This is a genomic window from Bacteroidota bacterium (assembly GCA_016195025.1).
GTDB lineage: Bacteria > Bacteroidota > Bacteroidia > Palsa-948 > Palsa-948 > Palsa-948.
Window position 1 is genome coordinate 1 of sequence record JACQAL010000009.1, and the last position, 19,169, is coordinate 19,169.

22 protein-coding genes are annotated in these 19,169 nt (G+C 40.6%); 4 read left to right on the plus strand and 18 right to left on the minus strand.

Annotated elements, in window-relative coordinates; translation table 11 throughout:
* Positions 1–249: 249 nt before the first annotated feature.
* The 6 genes from HY063_01295 to HY063_01320 form a co-directional block, all read right to left on the minus strand.
* On the minus strand, positions 250–600 hold the full coding sequence (locus tag HY063_01295; GenBank protein ID MBI3500402.1) for a metal-sensitive transcriptional regulator: 351 nt from the start codon (positions 598–600) through the stop codon (positions 250–252).
* A gap of 82 nt (positions 601–682) precedes the next feature.
* The gene (locus HY063_01300) at positions 683–1,051 is read right to left on the minus strand and encodes a hypothetical protein (GenBank protein ID MBI3500403.1); all 369 of its coding nucleotides are present in this window, start codon (positions 1,049–1,051) and stop codon (positions 683–685) included.
* A gap of 40 nt (positions 1,052–1,091) precedes the next feature.
* Positions 1,092–1,757, minus strand: coding sequence for a hypothetical protein (locus tag HY063_01305; protein ID MBI3500404.1), 666 nt, complete (start codon positions 1,755–1,757; stop codon positions 1,092–1,094).
* A 79-nt stretch (positions 1,758–1,836) separates the two neighbouring features.
* Positions 1,837–2,718, minus strand: a complete 882-nt coding sequence (locus HY063_01310; GenBank protein ID MBI3500405.1) for a hydroxymethylglutaryl-CoA lyase — start codon at positions 2,716–2,718, stop codon at positions 1,837–1,839.
* A complete protein-coding gene (locus HY063_01315; protein MBI3500406.1) occupies positions 2,715–3,083 on the minus strand; it encodes a four helix bundle protein in 369 nt (122 codons plus the stop codon). The genes HY063_01310 and HY063_01315 overlap by 4 nt, the downstream gene beginning before the upstream one ends.
* Positions 3,084–3,093: 10 nt before the next feature.
* Positions 3,094–4,125: a quinone-dependent dihydroorotate dehydrogenase gene (locus HY063_01320; GenBank protein ID MBI3500407.1), complete on the minus strand. Its 1,032-nt coding sequence runs from the start codon at positions 4,123–4,125 to the stop codon at positions 3,094–3,096.
* Positions 4,126–4,169: 44 nt separating this feature from the next.
* Here HY063_01320 and HY063_01325 point away from each other — a divergent pair, with 44 nt between their 5' ends.
* Complete coding sequence (locus tag HY063_01325) at positions 4,170–4,538, plus strand: DMT family protein (GenBank protein ID MBI3500408.1); 369 nt, start codon at positions 4,170–4,172, stop codon at positions 4,536–4,538.
* Between the two features lies 1 nt (position 4,539).
* On the opposite strand, the gene mazG is transcribed toward HY063_01325, so the two are convergent.
* The 4 genes from mazG to HY063_01345 all read right to left on the minus strand — a co-directional run bounded on the left by mazG (position 4,540) and on the right by HY063_01345 (position 7,854).
* Complete coding sequence (mazG, locus tag HY063_01330) at positions 4,540–5,334, minus strand: nucleoside triphosphate pyrophosphohydrolase (protein ID MBI3500409.1); 795 nt, start codon at positions 5,332–5,334, stop codon at positions 4,540–4,542.
* Between the two features lie 48 nt (positions 5,335–5,382).
* On the minus strand, positions 5,383–5,568 hold the full coding sequence (locus HY063_01335; protein ID MBI3500410.1) for a hypothetical protein: 186 nt from the start codon (positions 5,566–5,568) through the stop codon (positions 5,383–5,385).
* A gap of 95 nt (positions 5,569–5,663) precedes the next feature.
* Positions 5,664–6,308 carry a sigma-70 family RNA polymerase sigma factor gene (locus HY063_01340; GenBank protein MBI3500411.1) on the minus strand — a complete coding sequence of 215 codons (645 nt, stop codon included), beginning with the start codon at positions 6,306–6,308 and terminating at the stop codon, positions 5,664–5,666.
* Between the two features lie 415 nt (positions 6,309–6,723).
* Positions 6,724–7,854, minus strand: a complete 1,131-nt coding sequence (locus HY063_01345) for an Omp28-related outer membrane protein (GenBank protein MBI3500412.1) — start codon at positions 7,852–7,854, stop codon at positions 6,724–6,726.
* Positions 7,855–8,212: 358 nt separating this feature from the next.
* On the opposite strand from HY063_01345, the gene HY063_01350 reads away from it, so the two are divergent.
* The 3 genes from HY063_01350 (at position 8,213) to HY063_01360 (ending at position 11,967) form a co-directional block, all read left to right on the plus strand.
* The gene (locus tag HY063_01350) at positions 8,213–9,133 is read left to right on the plus strand and encodes a DUF2279 domain-containing protein (protein MBI3500413.1); all 921 of its coding nucleotides are present in this window, start codon (positions 8,213–8,215) and stop codon (positions 9,131–9,133) included.
* 165 nt (positions 9,134–9,298) lie between these two features.
* Complete coding sequence (locus tag HY063_01355) at positions 9,299–10,990, plus strand: hypothetical protein (GenBank protein MBI3500414.1); 1,692 nt, start codon at positions 9,299–9,301, stop codon at positions 10,988–10,990.
* Between the two features lie 263 nt (positions 10,991–11,253).
* Complete coding sequence (locus tag HY063_01360) at positions 11,254–11,967, plus strand: hypothetical protein (protein ID MBI3500415.1); 714 nt, start codon at positions 11,254–11,256, stop codon at positions 11,965–11,967.
* Between the two features lie 98 nt (positions 11,968–12,065).
* Here the strand turns inward: HY063_01360 and HY063_01365 are convergent, their stop codons facing one another.
* From HY063_01365 to HY063_01400, 8 genes are all read right to left on the minus strand, one after another.
* Positions 12,066–13,160 carry a BamA/TamA family outer membrane protein gene (locus HY063_01365; protein MBI3500416.1) on the minus strand — a complete coding sequence of 365 codons (1,095 nt, stop codon included), beginning with the start codon at positions 13,158–13,160 and terminating at the stop codon, positions 12,066–12,068.
* Positions 13,161–13,220: 60 nt separating this feature from the next.
* Positions 13,221–14,024, minus strand: coding sequence for a hypothetical protein (locus tag HY063_01370; GenBank protein MBI3500417.1), 804 nt, complete (start codon positions 14,022–14,024; stop codon positions 13,221–13,223).
* 87 nt (positions 14,025–14,111) lie between these two features.
* Complete coding sequence (locus tag HY063_01375) at positions 14,112–16,007, minus strand: gliding motility-associated C-terminal domain-containing protein (GenBank protein MBI3500418.1); 1,896 nt, start codon at positions 16,005–16,007, stop codon at positions 14,112–14,114.
* Between the two features lie 12 nt (positions 16,008–16,019).
* The gene (locus HY063_01380) at positions 16,020–16,544 is read right to left on the minus strand and encodes a hypothetical protein (protein ID MBI3500419.1); all 525 of its coding nucleotides are present in this window, start codon (positions 16,542–16,544) and stop codon (positions 16,020–16,022) included.
* A 61-nt stretch (positions 16,545–16,605) separates the two neighbouring features.
* A complete protein-coding gene (locus tag HY063_01385; GenBank protein MBI3500420.1) occupies positions 16,606–17,196 on the minus strand; it encodes an outer membrane beta-barrel protein in 591 nt (196 codons plus the stop codon).
* A gap of 27 nt (positions 17,197–17,223) precedes the next feature.
* Positions 17,224–18,117 (minus strand): hypothetical protein, encoded by an 894-nt coding sequence (locus HY063_01390; GenBank protein ID MBI3500421.1) that lies wholly within the window; start codon positions 18,115–18,117, stop codon positions 17,224–17,226.
* Positions 18,118–18,216: 99 nt separating this feature from the next.
* Positions 18,217–18,585 carry a hypothetical protein gene (locus HY063_01395; GenBank protein ID MBI3500422.1) on the minus strand — a complete coding sequence of 123 codons (369 nt, stop codon included), beginning with the start codon at positions 18,583–18,585 and terminating at the stop codon, positions 18,217–18,219.
* 71 nt (positions 18,586–18,656) lie between these two features.
* Complete coding sequence (locus HY063_01400; GenBank protein ID MBI3500423.1) at positions 18,657–19,136, minus strand: hypothetical protein; 480 nt, start codon at positions 19,134–19,136, stop codon at positions 18,657–18,659.
* Positions 19,137–19,169 lie beyond the last annotated feature (33 nt).

Genomic DNA, 19,169 nt, shown 5'->3' on the forward strand with positions numbered 1-19,169 from the left:
TACATTGCGGAGTTTGTTTTCAAATATAATAACCGAAAAGATGATGAAGTAATGTTTGAAACGCTTGTTAGAAACGCTTTACAAAACAAAAATTAATATTATACCAATTAATTGAAATACCAATTACTTTCTAAATCCGAATAGTTTAAAGTTAGAGATTTAAAGGTTTAAAAATGAATGCACAAAGGTGAGTGCGGCAGGGGGGTGTTTTGCAAGAGAAAGGAAAAATAAATTTTCAGCGCGTTTTTTTCACTGAACTTGCACCTTTTGCATCTTTCTTAGGGCGTCCACATCTGCGGCAAGCATATTCAGCGGGCGATTCTGAAACTCTTTTTTGATGAAATCAATCCTTCGGCAAGAAGGTTCATCCAAACATTCTCGCTGGCGCAGAATATTAATGAGCAGCGCAATTTCTTTGCGCAAATATTCTTCAAACACTTCATAAATCATTTTGCGAATACCGCCTTCCACCGCCTGCAACTGAATTAAAATATCGCAGGCGCTGCGCCCGCTGTCTAACATTTTTTCTATGCCCTTTAACTGCCCCTGCAAATAATGTATGCGCTTGCAAATGCAGGTATGTAATTCTTTTTCGAACAAACAGGCATAGGTTTATTGGATGACGAAGGGGGGTGTTTGAGTGTTCTTCTAGCTATAAATGTAAAACTTTTTTTGAGTGAAGTTATTTTTTCTTCTTTATCTTTTTATATACAGCACGCGGCTCGCTTGCAATGGATGGGCTGTTTTCAAGGCGCGTAATGCGGGTTTCGTGGTCATCTGCACGGTCATCATTGCGCTGCGCGTATTTGTTAAAATCAGAACGCAAGCCGTTCATGTCAGAGCGCATGGCATTAAAACTATCTTCCATAGCAGACATTCTATCATCCAAATGCACAACACTTAAACGCAACTCCTTAACAGAAAGATTTAGTTTTGCTAATTCAGAATTAGTCTTCGTCTGGTGTTTATCCATATCTCCGCGCAATCCTTTTATTTCCTGATGCAGAGTAATTATAGCATTTGTTAATTTATCTTCTGATTCTTTATTCATACAGCAAATATAAAATTATTTTGTCGGAGCAGTGTCTCCGCTACGGGACACTGCGTAAATAAATAAAAATTAGAGTTAAGTAAACTAGTAAGTAAAACAAATTAAAAACCAAACCCGCTATCGCATCTTTTTTTCCTTCTTTATTATTTTTCATTGCAATAACCGAGAAGATTAATCCAACCAAAGCAATGGATATACTACTTAAAGCCATGATTTCAATTAAGAAAAATGGAGGATTCATATAGGGAATAACAAAAAAACGACCTATAAGAAAAATAATCCAGCAAGTAAACCCAAAGTAAAATCCAAGTTTACCTAGTATGTAATTGCTTTCCTTTTTAGTTACATCTTTCCGCTCATCAAATTTTGAAGGCAGATTATTTTTATTTTTTGTTTTTTCGGGAAGCGTATCGCTTAAGCATGCAGTAGGTATAATTTGAATTTTTCTTTTCTCAACTAAAATATTCTTTTCGGAAGAATTATTAACCGCTGAGAACGCAGAGGTTTCCGCAGAGAATACAGAATCTGTTTCTTTCTGCGGTTCTCTTTGTATTCTCCGCGCACTCTGTCCGCACGAAGTGACGGACTCCGTGATTTTGCGGAGCGGTAAATTGTTATTCTTTTTTGAAAGCCACTCCACATGATAGCCGTTCATGTATTTTCTTTTTTCAATTGAGAAGCAGGAGGAAAGAAAACATAATGCCAATAACACAAATGTTATGCGAATGATTTGAATAAAAAAATTCGGGGCATTCGCATGTGTTCGCAATTTTCGCATTACTTTATCAGGTTGGAAATGTTTGGATGGCGAGTTTCATCGCATCCAGCAATCCGTTTGAGTTCACACCTGTACTAATTTCTTTTTTGTTGAAGTAAGAAAGAAGATTCTCCGTAGGCATATTGCCGGTGAGTTTATCGGTTGCCATGGGGCAGCCGCCAAAACCTTTTATGGCGGAATCAAATCTTCGGCAGCCGGCAGCATAAGCAGCTTCTATTTTTTCTTCCCATGTATCGGGAGTGGTATGAAGGTGCGCGCCAATTTCAAGATTGGAAAATTCAGGAATGAGATGAGAAAACAAGTAAGTAATTTTTTCAGGATTGGAAATTCCAATAGTATCTGCCATTGCAAAAATATTTATTCCGAGTTGAGAAAGTTTTTTTGTCCAGTCAATGGCAATGCCGGAATTCCATTCATCGCCATAAGGATTTCCAAACGCCATGGAAATATAAATGACCAGTTCTTTTTTATTCTTCACACATAAATTCTGAATCTCCTCTACTCTTTTCAGTGATTCTGCTATGGAAGAATTTGTATTTCTCTGCTGGAAAGTTTCGGAAATGGAAAATGGAAATCCAAGATAAGTTATCTCGGGAAATTTGCAGGCATCTTCGGCTCCGCGAACATTCGCAATGATGGCAAGCAACTTCGATTTCGTTTCCGATAAATCTAATTTACCAAGAACTTCTGCTGTATCTCTCATCTGAGGAATTGCTTTTGGTGAAACAAAACTTCCAAAGTCAACCGTATCAAATCCGCATTTGAGAATGGAATTTATATACGCAACTTTTTTTTCAGTTGGAATAAATTCATGAATGCCTTGCATGGCATCGCGAGGACACTCTATAAGACGGATGACGGAGGTCGGATGACGGATGCTTGAATTCATTTACTAAGAGTTTTAATGAATGCTTGCAATTTTGCAAAAAGGATTGAACCTGTTTCTTCAAATTTAATACATTCATTTTTATTTTCATCAATATATTTTCTTCTGACGATTAACTGATAACAAGCATACGTTTCTATATAGGAATGTAAAACAATTGTGAGAAAGCGCTTGAATTCTGAATCAGAAGCAGTAGTAGAACCTTCGGCAATGTTCAGCGAAATGGAAGTTGCTGCCCTTCTGAATTGGCTTGACAGATTAAATTGCTCGCTCTTTGGCAATTGCTTTTCAATTTCATAAACCAGATCAAACAATTCAATTGACAATTGCCACACTTCAAGCTTTTCGAATTTATATTCTTGCTTCATTGTATTTGTATTAGCATCTGTCATCCGACATCAGTCGTCTGACAATTTGGTTTACCAAATTAGCTCCTTCGTAAATAAATCCGGTATAGAGTTGAACCAAACTCGCGCCTGCATTTAATTTTCCAATGGCATCTTCTGCCGAATGAATTCCACCTGAAGCAATAATTACAAAACCTCTATTTGATTTTTCTGAAAGATATTTTATCACTTCGGTAGAGCGCTTTGTTAATGGTTTACCGCTTAAACCTCCGCTTCCAAAAGTTTGGAGTTTGGAGTTCGGAGTTCGGAGATTTTCTCTTGAAATAGTTGTATTGGTTGCTACCACTCCATCAATTTTTGTTTCACGAATAATTTCAATAATATCATCAAGTTGTTCATTATATAAGTCGGGAGCAATTTTCAGAAGAAGCGGCTTGGAATTTTTTTTCTGTGAATTCAATTTCATTAATCTTGTCAAAAGTTTTTTCAGCGGCTCTTTCTCCTGAAGTTCGCGAAGATGCGGAGTATTCGGAGAAGAAACGTTTACCACAAAATAATCTACATAATCAAAAAGTTTTTCGAAACAATATTCATAATCTGAAATTGCATTTTCATTCGGAGTAGTTTTGTTCTTGCCGATGTTTCCGCCAATAACTATTTTGAAATTTTTTCTTTGCTTTAATCTTTCGACCATTGCCTCTGCGCCTTCATTATTAAATCCCATTCTGTTTATCAACGCTTCATCTTCCGTCAAACGAAATAATCTCGGCTTATCATTTCCGGGTTGCGCTTTGGGAGTTACAGTTCCCACTTCAATAAATCCGAAACCGCAACTGGCAATCTCATCAAAAAAAATTGCGTCCTTATCAAAACCTGCTGCAAGACCAACCGGATTTAGAAAAGTTAATCCGAAAATTTTCCGTTCGAGTTTTAGATTTTGATAATTGTAAAATAATCCCAGCAAAAAACTTACTCCGGGAATTTTCAGAAAGAAGACAACAATATGATGAGATGTTTCAGGAGGAAAAAGAAAGAGAACCGGCTTTATCAGAAATTTATACACAGCGCGCAAAGTTAGTTATTACCTTTGAATCAAAATAAATTACTATGAAAGCAATTTACACCATCGGACTTTTAATTCTCTCAAACACATTTATGACGCTTGCGTGGTACGGACATTTAAAATTTAAGGAACTGAATTTATTTCAGAATTCAGGAATCATTACAATCATTCTCATCAGTTGGGGAATTGCGCTGTTCGAATATTTTTTTCAGGTTCCTGCAAACAGAATCGGCTTTGAAGGAAATGGCGGCCCATTTAATTTGGTTCAACTGAAAGTCATCCAGGAAGTGATAACGCTGGTTGTGTTCTCCGGATTTTTATTAATTGCATTTAGAAATCAATCCATACATTTGAATCATCTCATAAGTTTTGTTTTCATTATTCTTGCAGTATATTTTGCTTTTAAAAAATAATTCAAAGTTTCTTCGCTTCGTTCCAGTACACATCCATTTCTGCAAGCGACATTTCTGAAAGTGCTTTTCCGGCCTTTGCAGATTCACCTTCCAAATATTGAAACCGCTTGATAAATTTTCTATTTGTTTTTTCAAGCGCGTCTTCAGGATTTACATTGATGAAGCGCGCATAATTAATTAAAGCGAAAAGCAAATCGCCAAATTCTGATTCGACCGATGACTGATGACCGATGTCCGATGACTTTTGTACATTGTCCAATTCATTCTTTAACTCATATACTTCTTCAACTACTTTTTCCCACACCTGTTCGGGTTTTTCCCAGTCAAAACCAACTCCTCTTGCTTTTTCCTGAATGCGGTATGCTTTTATCATTGCAGGAAGCGATTTCGGCACACCACTAAGCGCAGATTTTTTTTCTTCGTTTCCTTCTTTCAATTTTAATTTTTCCCAATTGCTTTTTACTTCGTGTTCATCTTTCACTTTCACATTTCCGTAAATATGCGGGTGGCGGTGAATTAATTTTTCACAGAGGGAATTGCAAACATCAGCAATAGTAAAATCATTGGTCTCGGAAGCAATGCGGGAATAAAATACAATATGCAGGAGCAAATCGCCCAATTCTTTTTTTATTTTCTGCAAATCTTTTTCAAGAATGGCATCTGATAATTCAAAAGTTTCCTCGATGGTAAGATGGCGGATGGATTCAATGGTTTGCTTTTTATCCCACGGGCATTTCTCACGGAGTTCATCCATGATAGTCAGCAAACGCTCAAAGGCAATTAGTTTTTCATTCATAGGACAAAGTTAAATTTATCCTTGAAGAAAAATCAGGCGAAAGAGAAATCAATTCAAAACAATTTCAACCAAACCTGCAGCGCGCAATTTTTTAACGCAAAGCGCTTTGGAAAAGTTGAGGATGTTTTGAATTGTTTCCTCGTTTGGATTATTGTTGAGAGAAACTTCTTTTACATTCTTCTTGTTCGAATCAATAAAAGAAGTGATAGGAAAATGCGTAGAGGTTTTTGCCATGCGGAAATTTTTGGGGTTAGTGTTTTCATTTTTGAAAATTAACGTATGCTCAACGTACCGTTATTTATATTATTGTATGAACTGAAAAATATTTTTTATTCGAACTGCAGCCCCTCTTCTTGCGCCATCTTTTTCAAGTTAATTAAGGCATATCTCATTGCCCCTAAAGCAGTATTGATATTCATTCTTCTGAATTTCTTTATCTCTTTGAAAGTCATATTAAAATATTCTCTCATTATAAGTACTTGTTTCTGTCTTTCCGGAAGGCGTTTTATGAGATGCCTGATGCGCCTGTGCGACTGCCTTTTTTCAAAGTGGCGGATATTTATTTTTTCTCCAATATCCATCACATTGAAAATATCTTCGCGCCCGCCATCCTGATTTCTTACCGTGCTGAAATGTTTGAAACGCTGCGCTCTTCTGCCGTGGTCAATAATCATATTTTTGGAAATGCGCATTATCCACGGAAGAAATTTATCCTGCTCGCAATACATTCCGCTTTTCAGCGAGCGGATGGCTTTGAAAAAAGTTTCCTGAAAAACATCATTCGCAAAATCCCTGTCGTGCGTGCGCCTGAGAATAAATCCGAACAACTGCTGCTGATGCCGCTCTACCAAAACTCCAAGGCATTCTTCGTTTCCTCCGAGATAAAGGTCAACGAGTTCGCGGTCGGTAAATTTTTTAAGATGGCTTTGCGGGGAAATGCTTACATCGAAAAGAGGCGAAAGTTGAGTTTGCATGATAAACCTGTTGTGCCCCGCACATAACAAGATGTGAAGGACGGTTAAACGTTGATTTTAATTTCAGCGTATAGGTTTATCTATGCGTAAATAATAAAAATGTTATTGTTGATACACGTCAACACATCACTTATTAAGCGCAAATCAAAATACTAAAATCGGAATCAGAATCGAAAAAGGCGGGTAGAAGTTTTATCTATCGGAGGAAGGTTTAATTTTAATTCTTTACGCAAAGATAAATATAAAGTTACATCAAACGGAAAATTTTTTCAGAAAGGTTATTTTTCGAGCGTTTTTAAACAAATTCAACCCTGTTCTTCTGATAATATAAGAGTATTAGAATAATAAGGTATAGTATAACAAAAAAGGGCTGCTCGTTTGAGTCAGCCCCTTTTCTGAAACAAAATGAAAAAAATCAGTCACCGATAAAAACCATCGGCTTGGTAACTTTTCCTTCTGAAGTGGTAATGGTGAAATAATATACACCGGGCGCAACGCGGTTTCCTTCGTTATCATCGCCTGCCCAGTAATAGGTATGTTCACCGGCAGCAAGTTTAGTATCGGCAATGCTGTTCATCAACTGCCCCATGGTGTTGTACACATTGATGGAAACATTTTCATCGCGGTTCAGGTTAAACTGAAGCGCAGTAATATCTCTGAAAGGATTAGGAGTGTTTTGTTTTATCTCCACCACGTTTGCCGAAAGATTATCATTGACGCTTGTCAGCGTGCTCTGTCCTATGCGGCATTTATTCACGTTCAAAACCGAGCGCGAGTTCACAGAGGTGTTGTAGTATGCAACAAACGCAACAATGAACATGTGTTTGTCATTATAATTAGAAGGAATGGTGTAAGAATAGTTCTGAGAAAAATTCTGTCCGCTTGAAACAGATGCGGGAATCACACCTGAAGTTCCCCAATCGGGAGCAAGATTGGTGCGCACTACATCGCGCTGCGTGTAGTTGGAAATGGTGCAGGGATAACTGTACCATGGGCTTGAAGGATCGGGAGCGGAACATCCGTTGCCCATATAATTATGCTGCGGGTCGGCAGTATTCACCACGCTGTCTTCTTCAATCAGGCAACTGATGCGCATATCGCCCGAAGCAGTTGCAACAAAATTTGCATTCACCGTTACACTCAACAAACGTGTGGTAGAATTATAGGTACTTGTTATGCCAACATTAAGAGGAGCCGAAACAAGCAGACGGTTTGCCGTGTTTGATTTCCAGTAACTGGTTGCCATCACCACGTAGGTTTGAGAAGAAAATTTATAACGGTCAACCATTCCCCCCGGATAACCATATTGATTGAAAGCGCCATCAACGGTGTTCGTGTAGGGAACTTCATAGGTATCGCCCACGTGATTGCCAATACAAATGGCATTCGGATACGTGGCAGTAACGTCTTCAGCGGTGGTTCTTCCGCGCGGACAGTAGCCGCACCATGCTCCGGTTTGGTCTTCAACAAGAACTCTTTTGGTTCCTTGCCCGAAAGTAAATCCTGTGCTTGCAATGGCGATGAGAAGCAGCGTAATTTTTTTCATGTTTGTTTTGTTTTAATGAATGAATTGTTTGTTAATTTTTGACAAATGTAAATTGATGGGATAGAGCGGACAAATTAATAAAAGTGCATTTTTTTATTTTCTAAAACAAATATAAGTAAAATAAGTTGATTGTTATCAATACTATATAAATATGTTTCAAACATTTTCTGAACTTATTTTTGATTCTTTGCGCTTCTCTGTGGATTGGTGCTTTGTACGGACAAAGTTACAGACTCCATATTTTAGCATACAATGCGCGAACGGCTGTTAAAATACAATTTAACGCAGAGAGCAACTAAACTCTAAATCTGTATTCGCATTCATGAAAAAAATAATACCCTAACTTAGCCGAAAGTAAATGCGAAAATTATTTTTCATAGTTATTTTTCTTCCGGCAATTCTTCCAGCGCAAAACGCTGCGCCAACTTATTTTTCTTCTCCGCCTCCTGATTACGATTCTAAGCGCGGAACGGCTGTGTTTGTTGCGGAAGGAGTGCTGTTCACGGGTGCGCTTATTGCATTGAATCATCTCTGGTATAAAAAATTTCCGCGAAGCAAATTTCATTTCTTCAACGACAATGCCGAGTGGTTTCAGATGGATAAAATCGGACATGCGGTAACGGCTTATAATCTTGGCGTGCTGGGCATGAACGCACTTCAATATACGGGAATGAAACAACGCAACGCCATCTGGTACGGAGGAATGACCGGCTTTGCTTTTCTCACAACAATAGAAGTGATGGACGGATTTTCTTCCGACTGGGGATTTTCTTCGGGCGATATGCTCGCCAATATTTGCGGAACAGGGCTCGCCATCGGGCAGCAACTGGGATGGAACGAACAGCGGCTGCAACTGAAATTTTCTTTTCACTTGAGCGTGTATGCGCCTTACCATCCCGACATGCTCGGAAAAAATTTCTGGCAGCGCATGTTAAAGGATTACAACGGGCAAACCTACTGGCTGTCGGGAAATATTTCTTCTTTCGTAAAGACAAATGATAATTTTCCCAAATGGCTGAATGTTTCCGTTGGCTATGGCGCGGAAGGAATGTTAGGAGCGAGAACAAATCCTGCGGAGATAAACGGAACAAATATTCCTGCATTCAACCGCACGCGCAAATTTCTGCTTGCGCCCGATGCAGATTTATCAAAGGTAAATACAAACGATAGGGGATGGAACACTGCGCTTTCTGCAATTAATTTTTTCAAAACCCCTGCTCCTGCAATCGGGTTTAAAACGCAGGAGAGAAAACTTTTCTTCCGCCCGGTTTATTTTTGAGCCGCGAATTAATACGAATCATAAATCTCTCTACCTTTGAAGAATGGTACGGATAACGAATCTTCTTCTACTCTGCGAATGAATATAAAATACAAAGAAAAATCACTTGGCTCTTATTCGAAGATTCGCAGCCAATTCGCTATCCGCACTCTCTGCCTTTTCTTTATTTCCTTATTTCCTTATTTCCTTATTCCTTCTCAGGCGCAGAGCGTTTACGCGCCATTGAACAGCGATTACGAGCAATTGCCCGACCGCTATGAAATAAAATCAAAAAAGTTTTCTTCGAGCATTTTTACTTCCTGCAAACCCTATACACGGAAAGACATTGCGCTGTTTGCCGATACGCTGGCTAAAGATTCTTCTCTCAAACTTTCTAAAGCGGATAGAAAAAATATTGAATACCTGCAAGCAGATAATTACGAGTGGAGCAAAGCAGGCGATTCGGGCAACGCAAACAAAACTTTCCTGAAACTTTTTTATAAAAAGAAAAACTCTTTTTACTCGGTGAATGAAAAATACTTTAACCTGCAGGTGAATCCCGTAACGTACTTTTCCGCAGGGATGGATAATAACAATTGGGTCATGCAAAGCATTTACATTAATTCAAGAGGAGCAGAGTTGAGGGGAACCGTTGATAAAAAAGTGGGATTCTATTTTTTTCTCACCGATAACCAGGCGGGGTTTCCTTCCTATGTGAACGGCAGGATTAACAGCACGTATGCAGTTCCCGGAGAGGGATTCTGGACCGTCTTCAAGAGGAACGACTATGATTTTTACACTGCGCGCGGCTATGTGAGTTTCAATATCACCAAACACATACGCACGCAGTTCGGGCAGGATAAAAATTTCATAGGCAACGGCTATCGTTCGCTTTTGCTTTCCGATTATTCCGCCAACTATCTTTTCTGGAAGATGGAGACAAAAATCTGGCGCTTTCATTACACCAATCTTTTTGCCGACCTGACGGCAAGCACGCTTCGTCATTCACCCGATACATATTATCCGCGCAAATTTATGACGCTGCATTATCTTTCCATCAATCTTGCGAGGAGATTTAATGTCGGGTTGTTTGAGTCCATCACCTTTGGAAACACCGATTCCATCAACAACCGCGGCTTCGATTATAATTATCTCAATCCGATAATTTTTTATAAAGCAGTGGAGAACGGCTTGGGCGCGCCCGATAAAGCCCATATTGGTTTTGACTTCAAATGGAATTTCGCGCGGCATTTTTCTGCATACGGGACATTGTTCATTGATGAATTTTTGCTCAGTGAAATAAAAGCGCAGCGCGGCTGGTGGGGAAACAAGCAGGCGGTTCAGTTCGGCATGAAATACGTGGATGTGTTCGGAATAAAAAACCTGGATGTGCAGGGCGAAGTGAACATGGTGCGCCCGTATGTGTACACGCATTTTTCTTTTTCAACCTACAACAACTATTCGTACTACTCCAATTATTCCAACTACGAACAGCCGCTGGCGCATCCGCTGGGAGCGAATTTTTACGAAGCCATCGGCATTCTCCGCTGGCAGCCGTTCTATAAATTCTCCTTCACCGGAAAATTATTTTATACGATTATCGGTTTGGACAGCGCGGGAAAAAACTTCGGAAGCAACATCCTGCTTCCTTACCAAACCCGCGCGCATGAATATTATAACTTCATCGGGCAGGGCGCACGAAGTATAATTCAGTTTGCCAGCGCATCGCTCACGTATCAAATCATGCATAATATGTTTGCCGATGTGAATGTGATTCTCCGCAATCAAGCAAGTGCGCTTGCGGTTTACAACAGCAATGCCACCATTGTCTCGGTTTCTTTCCGTTGGAATATTGCAAAGCGCCTGCAGGAGTTTTGATGATTATCTGCTAATTTACCAATCTCTACTAATGTACTTTTATACTGAAACAAATCAGGTTTGCGAAACTTGATTTCACCGAAGTACGAATCTTTTACGAACTTACGAAGTACGAACACTTCGTAGTTCGTAGGTTCGTATTTTTTTCGTACTTCGATGGAATTCTGAAACCTGACTACCTTCGGTATATAATGTACTTTTAGCAGCCGCATGTAACAAAGTGTTGGGTGTTTTCGTCTAAGAATAAGAGTTACCTGTAATTTATGCTGCGCTTTCCTTCTCACGGTTTCGCTTTTTTATTTTTTTGCTTTCTCTGCGCAGAAGTTGCCTTGTCGCAGCCGCCTGATTCGCTGCGGAAGGATTCTCTTTCGCCTGCCGTAAAGAAAAAAATTTCTGTTGCTCCCGCAGTGGATTTCGACCAGCGGTTTTCGTGGATACGCGGCAAGCCGGTGAATATTTGGGGAGAGCGGGCGGGCATCATCATTCGCGATAGAGTGAAAGTGGGTTTTGGCGGCTATTATTCGCGCATTCATTTCAACGGAATCATAATCGGTTCAATGGAATATAAAAACTGGTACGGAACGCGCGACATGGTTTTCGGCACCGCTTACGTTGAGCCGTTTTTATTCCGAAAGAAATACTGGGAACTGAGTTTTCCCTTTGAGTTCGGCTACGGACATGCCGTGTATAAAATATACGACCTCAACACCAACGACTTTGTTGAATTCATACGCAAACCGTTTTTCCCCGGTGGCGCAGGCATATCGCTTTCGCTGAAGATGCCTGCTTTTTTCGGAGTGAAGCCATTCACCTGGGTGGGCATTAATTTTTTAGCCGGCTATCGCTACGATTTTTTAGAAGCATCTTACGGAACTCATTTCGATGGCTCTTTCTGGTCCGTCAGCGGGGCAATTTTTCTTGACCGCGCGGTGAAGGATTTGAGCGGGCATAAGAGAAAAAAGAAGGCGAGAAAGTGAGCAGGTGAGAGAGTGGGAAAGTGATTTCCTGTTTCGTATTTTTTTGCTCTGAATCCCGATTTTTTATTCGGGACGTTCTGTTTCGTTTTTCGGAGATTTCAAAACGCTTCCGAAATAAGAAAGTAAACTCCATCGGAATGGTTTCCTTTGCCGTAATCCAATCGGATATTGAGTCGGTCTTTTTTCTTCAGCGCATAGCGTATTCCTCCTCCGAAAGAATAATGAAAGCCGCTCATGCTGTAATATTTCAATTTGCCGGCTACTTCGCCCATGCCCGAAAAGAGCGCAATGCCCAGGCGTTTCCACAGCGGAATTCGGTATTCGGTTTGAAAGGCAGACATGCACTTATCGCGAAACCTTCCCTGGTAATAGCCACGCATGATGCTGGCTCCGCCCAGCGCTGCCATGCTGCGGAAGGGAACATTGCCGGTGGTGTATTGGCTCACCGCCTGCACCACGAGCACCTGGCTATGCAGCGTTAAAACATATTTGCGCATATCGAGAAAATAATTCGAGTAACTGAAATCACTGCCGATGTATCGGCTGAAATGGCTCGCGTAGAGTTGCAGAAACTCCCCTTGGTCGGGGCTGAAAGCATTGTTGCGCTTATCCCACGCAAGCAAAACGCCCGCGCCCGAAGTTACTCCGCCATCTTTGCCGGCAATATTCTGCCGGTCGAACAAACCTCCGGCAATATAATCCGTCTTCAGAACATTCTGGTGCTCGTACGAAAGCCCCGAATAAAAATTGCGGTGAAGTTTGCGCACCATTTCGGGATGAACGTAATATTGCGTGAAGGCATAGTCCTCTGCCGCTGAATCGGGCGAATTGTTTCCTGTTCCCCAGAACAAATCGGGATAACGGGTAAAACTCGCCTGCCAGCGGATGATGTATTTTTCTTTCGGAAGAAAAATAGTTCCTTCGCTGGCGGTGATAAGTTGTTTCTTCAAAGTATAAATTCCCAGCACGGTGGCGTTGGAAGTACGCAGGGCGGTATCCTTGCGGTTTAACCTGAAGGTGAAAACGCTTCCTGCGCCAAAACCCCAGAACGTTTCGGGCGAGTGAAGAAGGATGGGAATGGGAAAGAAATTAAGATTTTTCTTTTGCGAAGTATCTGCTGAAAGAGGAGCAGATGCATAAGAAAAATAATTCAGGCAGAGGAAGAATAAAAGAACAGCGTAACCTTTTTTCATGGCTTAGCAAAAATAACTATTATAATGTGAGAATCAGGTTATGCTTAAGCGAAACTCGCGTTAATAATATTCGTACGAATATTTCACAAGGTAATCCGGTTTGGCTGCGCAGCCGGCATAATGAATCTCTTCCGTTATTTTTCCATCGGCATCGTACCGAAATTCTGTTTTGGCAATGCATCCTTTTTCATCGTGGAGAATCAGTTGCGTGATGAAAGAGTTTTTGTCATACAAATAATCGGTAAGAGAAATAAGTTTTTTAATGGTGTACTTTGCTTTTTCCACATCTCCGCCTTTGCTGAATTTTTCGGATGACAGTTCAATTTCATAATCGCTTTCTTTTATTTTGTTTCCGCTCTCATCGTATGCGTACACGATGGCTTCCTGCACCGGAATATTTTTTTCAATCAGTATGTGATGCTCGGTAATAATTTCTGAAAGGCGGTTCTTTTTATCGTACAGATAAGAGCACGTGTGCACCAGTTCAGTATCCATATACACTTCGCCATATTCTAAATTGCCATTAGCGCCATAATGATAAAGATGCTTTTGAACAGATAAGTTGAGCAGTTGCTTTTTTTCAGCAACTAATTTTTGCGCGGTGTCATAATGATATTGCTCTGCCTCCAGCAATTCCCCGTCAGCAGAATAAAAAAAGGATTGAAGGAGGTTGCCCACACCGTTGAATGTTTCCATAGAGTATTTAACTCCCGTTGGCGCAGGCGCACCGTTCTTGCATGAATAAAAAACACCGGTGGAGGTTTTTATTTTTTTCTTTCCGCTTTCTTTTTCTTTTTCTTTCAGCAGGGGCGATGATTCTTCCTGCGCGAGTGAAAACTGCAGGCAGGCAAAAAAGAAAACCATGAGAGTTGACCAATGACGCATAAATAATTTTCAGCAAATGTAAAGTAAAAAACAAACTGCTATGCTGAATGCGCCCGCACCCTGTCTTTACCTGATCAAACTAATATTCCCCTTTTTCTTCAACTGAGTGTCATCAATAAATGTGATGGAAAAAAAATACGTGAGCGCTTGTGTATTCATTACTTGACCCTGATGAGTTCCATCCCATTTAAAGTTTGCCTCGTTGGTTTCAAAGACCTTTTCTCCCCAGCGGTCATACATGAGCAGGTGCAAAGATTTTATGCAGGACATATTGCCATAAATTTTGAGTACATCATTTTCTCCATCTTCATTCGGAGAAAAAGCATTAGGTAAAAAAACAGTTCCGCATAGTATATCAATCGTGATGCATGCGCTATCATTACATCCGTTACTGTCAACAGCAAAAACACAATAGGTGGTTGTTTCCGAAGGAGAAGCAATTGGGCTTACACAAGTAATGCAACTTAATCCTTCCGGTGGCGACCATGAATAGAAACTTCCGCCTGCGGCAGTCAGCGTGGAACTTGAACCGGTTGAAATGTTTATAGCGGTGGCACTCACTGTTGCCGTGATTCCGGTTACGGTTACTGTATCTGTTCCTGAACAGCCGTTGGAATCTGTTACAATCACCGTGTAAGTTCCCGCACCAAGCCAAGTTGCTGTTTGAGAAGTTTGCCCGTTGCTCCAATTATAAAAATAAGGAGCAGCGCCATTGCCTGCGTTTGCAGTGGCAGTTCCATTATTAATAATGCAGGATGTTTGTGTTGAAGTGGCGGTGATGGAAATTGCCGGTGGCTGTGTGATGGAAACAGTTGCTGTTTGCTTGCATCCGCTCGAATCAGTAACTGTAATAGTATAGATTTGAGATGTGAGATTTGTGATTTGAGAAGTGGTTGCGCCATTGCTCCATGAATAAGTGTAGGAAGGATTTCCGCCCGATGCTGTTGCCGATGCGCTTCCGTTATTGCCGCCAAAGCAACTCACATTGGTTTGCGATGCAATGTTCACTCCCATGATAGAAACTATGTGCGATATGCTTCCGGGAGGGTTGCACGGTCCGCCTGATGTTGTTAATGTTACCGTGTAGGTTCCTGCCGCGCTGAAAGTGTGACTCGGGTTTGCTGCGGTGGATGTGTTGGAAGCGCCCGAAGCGGGGTCGCCAAAGTTCCATGAGTAAGAGGATGGCGTTGGACAGGGAGGATTAACACTTGTGAATGAAAGCGCACCTGTGCCTGAACAAGTATATGTAAAGTGAGGAGCATTGGCGATTCCTTCTTCCACAGTGAAATCATCAATGGCGAACCCATCGTAACTGTTGCATAGTGTTCCGGCACCGAATGTAAAACGGAACAGTACATTCGGTTGACCGGCTAATCCGTTCAGGCAATGCTGCGCTGTCTTCCACGCTCCGCTGCCCGAACCGCCCTGACAACTTCCGGAAGTAGATTGAATGTTACCTGACCATCCGTCATTCGGGCTAATCCATGCAGGGCTGTTGAGAAAAACAATCGCGGAATTATTAAACCAGTTGTCATCCATGCAGTCAACCGGATTTCCATACGCGCCTACATTAATCCATGTTGTTCCTCCGTTAACAGAGTATTGAAGATTGCCTCCGTCATATTTATGCTCACACTCCCAAAATATTTTAAAAGTAACATGCGGATAAGCGAGCGAAGTAAAATCATAACAGGGACTGACGATGTATGACTGCTCGGAGTAATTATAAAAACTTGCTGTGAGCCCTCCTGTTATCCAGCACTTAACGCCACCACCTGCGCCTGTAATCACGGGCTTTGCAGGACTGCCCCATGCCCAGTCATTATTGTTTCCACCGCTTGTCCACGCAGCAGAGGTTTCAAAAGTTTCGGTGTTGGGATAAACGGTTATGCATTGCGCTTGCAGCAGTGATGAAACGAAAAAGAAAAACAATGTAACTATGGCGCAGGCAGTTTTGAACATGGCGGGGAGAAACTATTGTTTTATAATACTTAAAATAGGATGTATCTCTATTCCGTTTGGCGCAACTCCTAATTGCCCGTGCACCTCGTCATAGAAAGATACTCCATCAATTATATATGTGCCGGGTTTTACCTGAGAAGTTACTTCAACAAAAGTTTCAAATGTTTTTCTTGCCTGATTAATTTCGTTAATATGTGAACTTGTCTGCACAGCGCCACAATTCGGGTCGGGTATTTCTCCTATCATTGTTTTTGAAGGGTCGTTGATGTCTTCCAGCACAAGATGGTAGTCGCCATCTGAACTTAATTTATATTCCCTGATGCGGCAATGAATTCTGAATGTTCTGAACTCAATACCGAAACGGGGAGTGTTTTTGTCAACAGTTTTTTGGGGTGCAATGCTTGTCAAGGCAGAAATGGAAGTGTCAGCATAAGAGAAATTGATTTTAACTGCATCTGCATCAGTTAGAGTTTTCACATCCCATCGTTTGCGGTCGGAACAATTGGGCGCAGCAGGTTTATTGCAAACCCAAATCATAAAGCAAGATGCCAAAACAAAGAAAGAGATTGCTGCTATAAAAATAAATTTTCTCATCGCATTAAAACATATAGTTAAATCCTAACCCAAAATTTAAAAACCGTATTGTTGCATCTTCTGCCACATCGCTGTCACCAAAATGTTTGAAGATAATAGTATATGAAGTATGTATGCCTATTGCTAGTTTTTTTGAAAGAAGATAATTTAGAATCACAATCGGTTCGGCACTGAAACCGCCTTCGTTAAACTTATTATCTGGCGGCTGAATATCTTTCGTTCTGAAAAGTATTTCAGAATAACCTGCCTTTACTGCAAGCACACATTCTGTTTTTTTTAAGAACCGCAGTTTGTACCCTGCATTGCCCGATGCGGTGATAACATTCATCTTTGAATTTATATGCGTAGTGGTTCCGAATAATGAATAGGAAATGTTCCCGCCTGCTATAAAATGTTTTGAAACTGAGCGCTCATAATGCAAACTGCTGCTGAACATGCCGGTAAAATCTAACTTAAATGTGTTCATTGAAGCAGGAAGCGGATACCCACCGCTGATGCCGAATTGATTTTTGAGAGTATCCTGCTGCGCATGCAGCAAGAAAGTATTTGCGCAGCACAGAAAAGACAAAAACAAAAAGAGAAATTTTACTTTCACGAAGCAAAGGTAATAAATGAAATAAAACTATTTTTTGCTCTTACTTTTGAAGGTAACGTAAATGCTTCCTGACATAATAAAATAGGGCTTTGAAGATTCTCCCTGCGGAAGATTTTGAGGAATGGTGTAAGAAGGGTCTAACAGGAAAGTGAATTTCTTTATTTCATAACTCACGGTTGCATAAAAAATATAAGCGGTGAGATTAAAAGCAGATGCCTGTTTTTGATATTTCGTTGTATCTGATTGTCCTTTGTAAGCGGCAAGAAAATTTTGTGTGCCAAACAATACATCGGCTTCGGGAGAAAGAGTAAGCATTTGTTTGTGCCTGAACGTAAACTCAAAATCGTGAACATTCGTGAAGGTAACGCTGAAATCTTTCGTGCGCTTGGTTATCTTTTTTCCTTTGTAAGTCAGGTTGGGATTGCCTGAATTGTAATCAAATAAAATTCTTGAATACAAAATATTCCAGTCATAGCCCACAGCAGCGTTCGCATCATTTTGAACGGCTGCTTTAAGGCGCGCCACTTTTGAATCAAAGAAATAATGCGTATAGGAAATACTTCCGTCCCAATCGTCTGAAAAATCAAAGTTCCATCCCGCGCCCGCATCCAATTCGTCAAAGAACTTTTTCTTTTTTGCCTTCGGAGCGGGAACATGCACCATGTTTGCTTTAAGAAACAATCCTGATTTTGCAGTGAACTTAAAAGAAGGAGAAATGATCGGAATCGTTACTGTGTCTTTTCTTCCTTTAAAAGTATTATCGCTTGAATAATCCACTCCCATTCTGAATTTGCGGAACTTTTCCGTTTTTGCGGAAGCGTTTTTCTTCGCGGTGTCTTTTGGAATTGAATCTTTCGAAATAATAAATGCGTGAGCGCTTGAAAATAAAAACAGGAACGAAAATAGAACGATGGGCTTCATGGCTTTCAAAAGTATTAACTATATTGAAACGAATAATAAAAAAACAACCCCGCAGAAAATATTCCAACGGGGCTGCTTTTATTCTGAACAGGCAGAGAATTATTTTTTCTCGTGATGTTCTTTGTGCTCTTTGTGTTCTTTGTGTTCTTTGTCTTTTTCCAAATCTTTTTTATCCTTGTTCAAATCTGCTTTGTCTTTTTTCACTTCTGCTTTTTCTTTCTGAGCGCCTGCTTTGTCGCCTTTTGCTTCGTCTGCTTTCATTTCAGTTTTGTCTTGTTTCAATTCCGCTTTGTCTTTCTTCACTTCTTGTTTGTCTTGTTTGATTTCTCCTTTATGCTGGCCTTTGTCTTTGTCCTGCCCGTTATCCATAGGAGCACTGGTTTTCGGTGGAGCGGGAGCGGTTGCGTTTTGTGCAAACATGGCAGCGCTGAACATTGCAGCCACTACCATCATGATTACTTTTTTCATTGTGTTTTGGTTTTAGTGAATATTGATTTTGTTTTCTGTTATAAGGCAAGTATTATGCCACGAATACAAAATTAGGAACGCTGCATGAAGAAAGAATGAAACGCTTCGGGGATTAACGAAGTTTTTTTTGAAGGGATTAGTAGCGATATACTGTCTGCAAAAAATGTGAACAAAAGATAAAGTTTCTTCACATTGATAGAGCAAAGAGGGATGCTGCTTCGCGCGTGAGTAGTATTGCTAAAGGAAAGAGTAGTATTGCTTTGTTCTGAAACAGTACTGGTTCCGAAGGGATGGATATCCATAAGAAGAAATATAGTACTGCTTTTCCACTCAGTAGTATTGGTAAAAGAAAGAACAGTACTACTTCGTTCGCGAATATTGCTGATAAAGAAAAGAGCAGTACTTCTCCCGAAGGGATGGAGACCCATTCGCTCCTGAGTAGTACTGGTAAGAGAAAGTGTAGTACTACCGGGTTTGGAAGTGGTACTGGTTCCGATTAAATCAGGACTTACGCTCCGACTGCCTTCGGCTGTACGGAGTCGGTATTCCATCGGACAGAAGTTTAGTGAGTATTGTCATTTCGA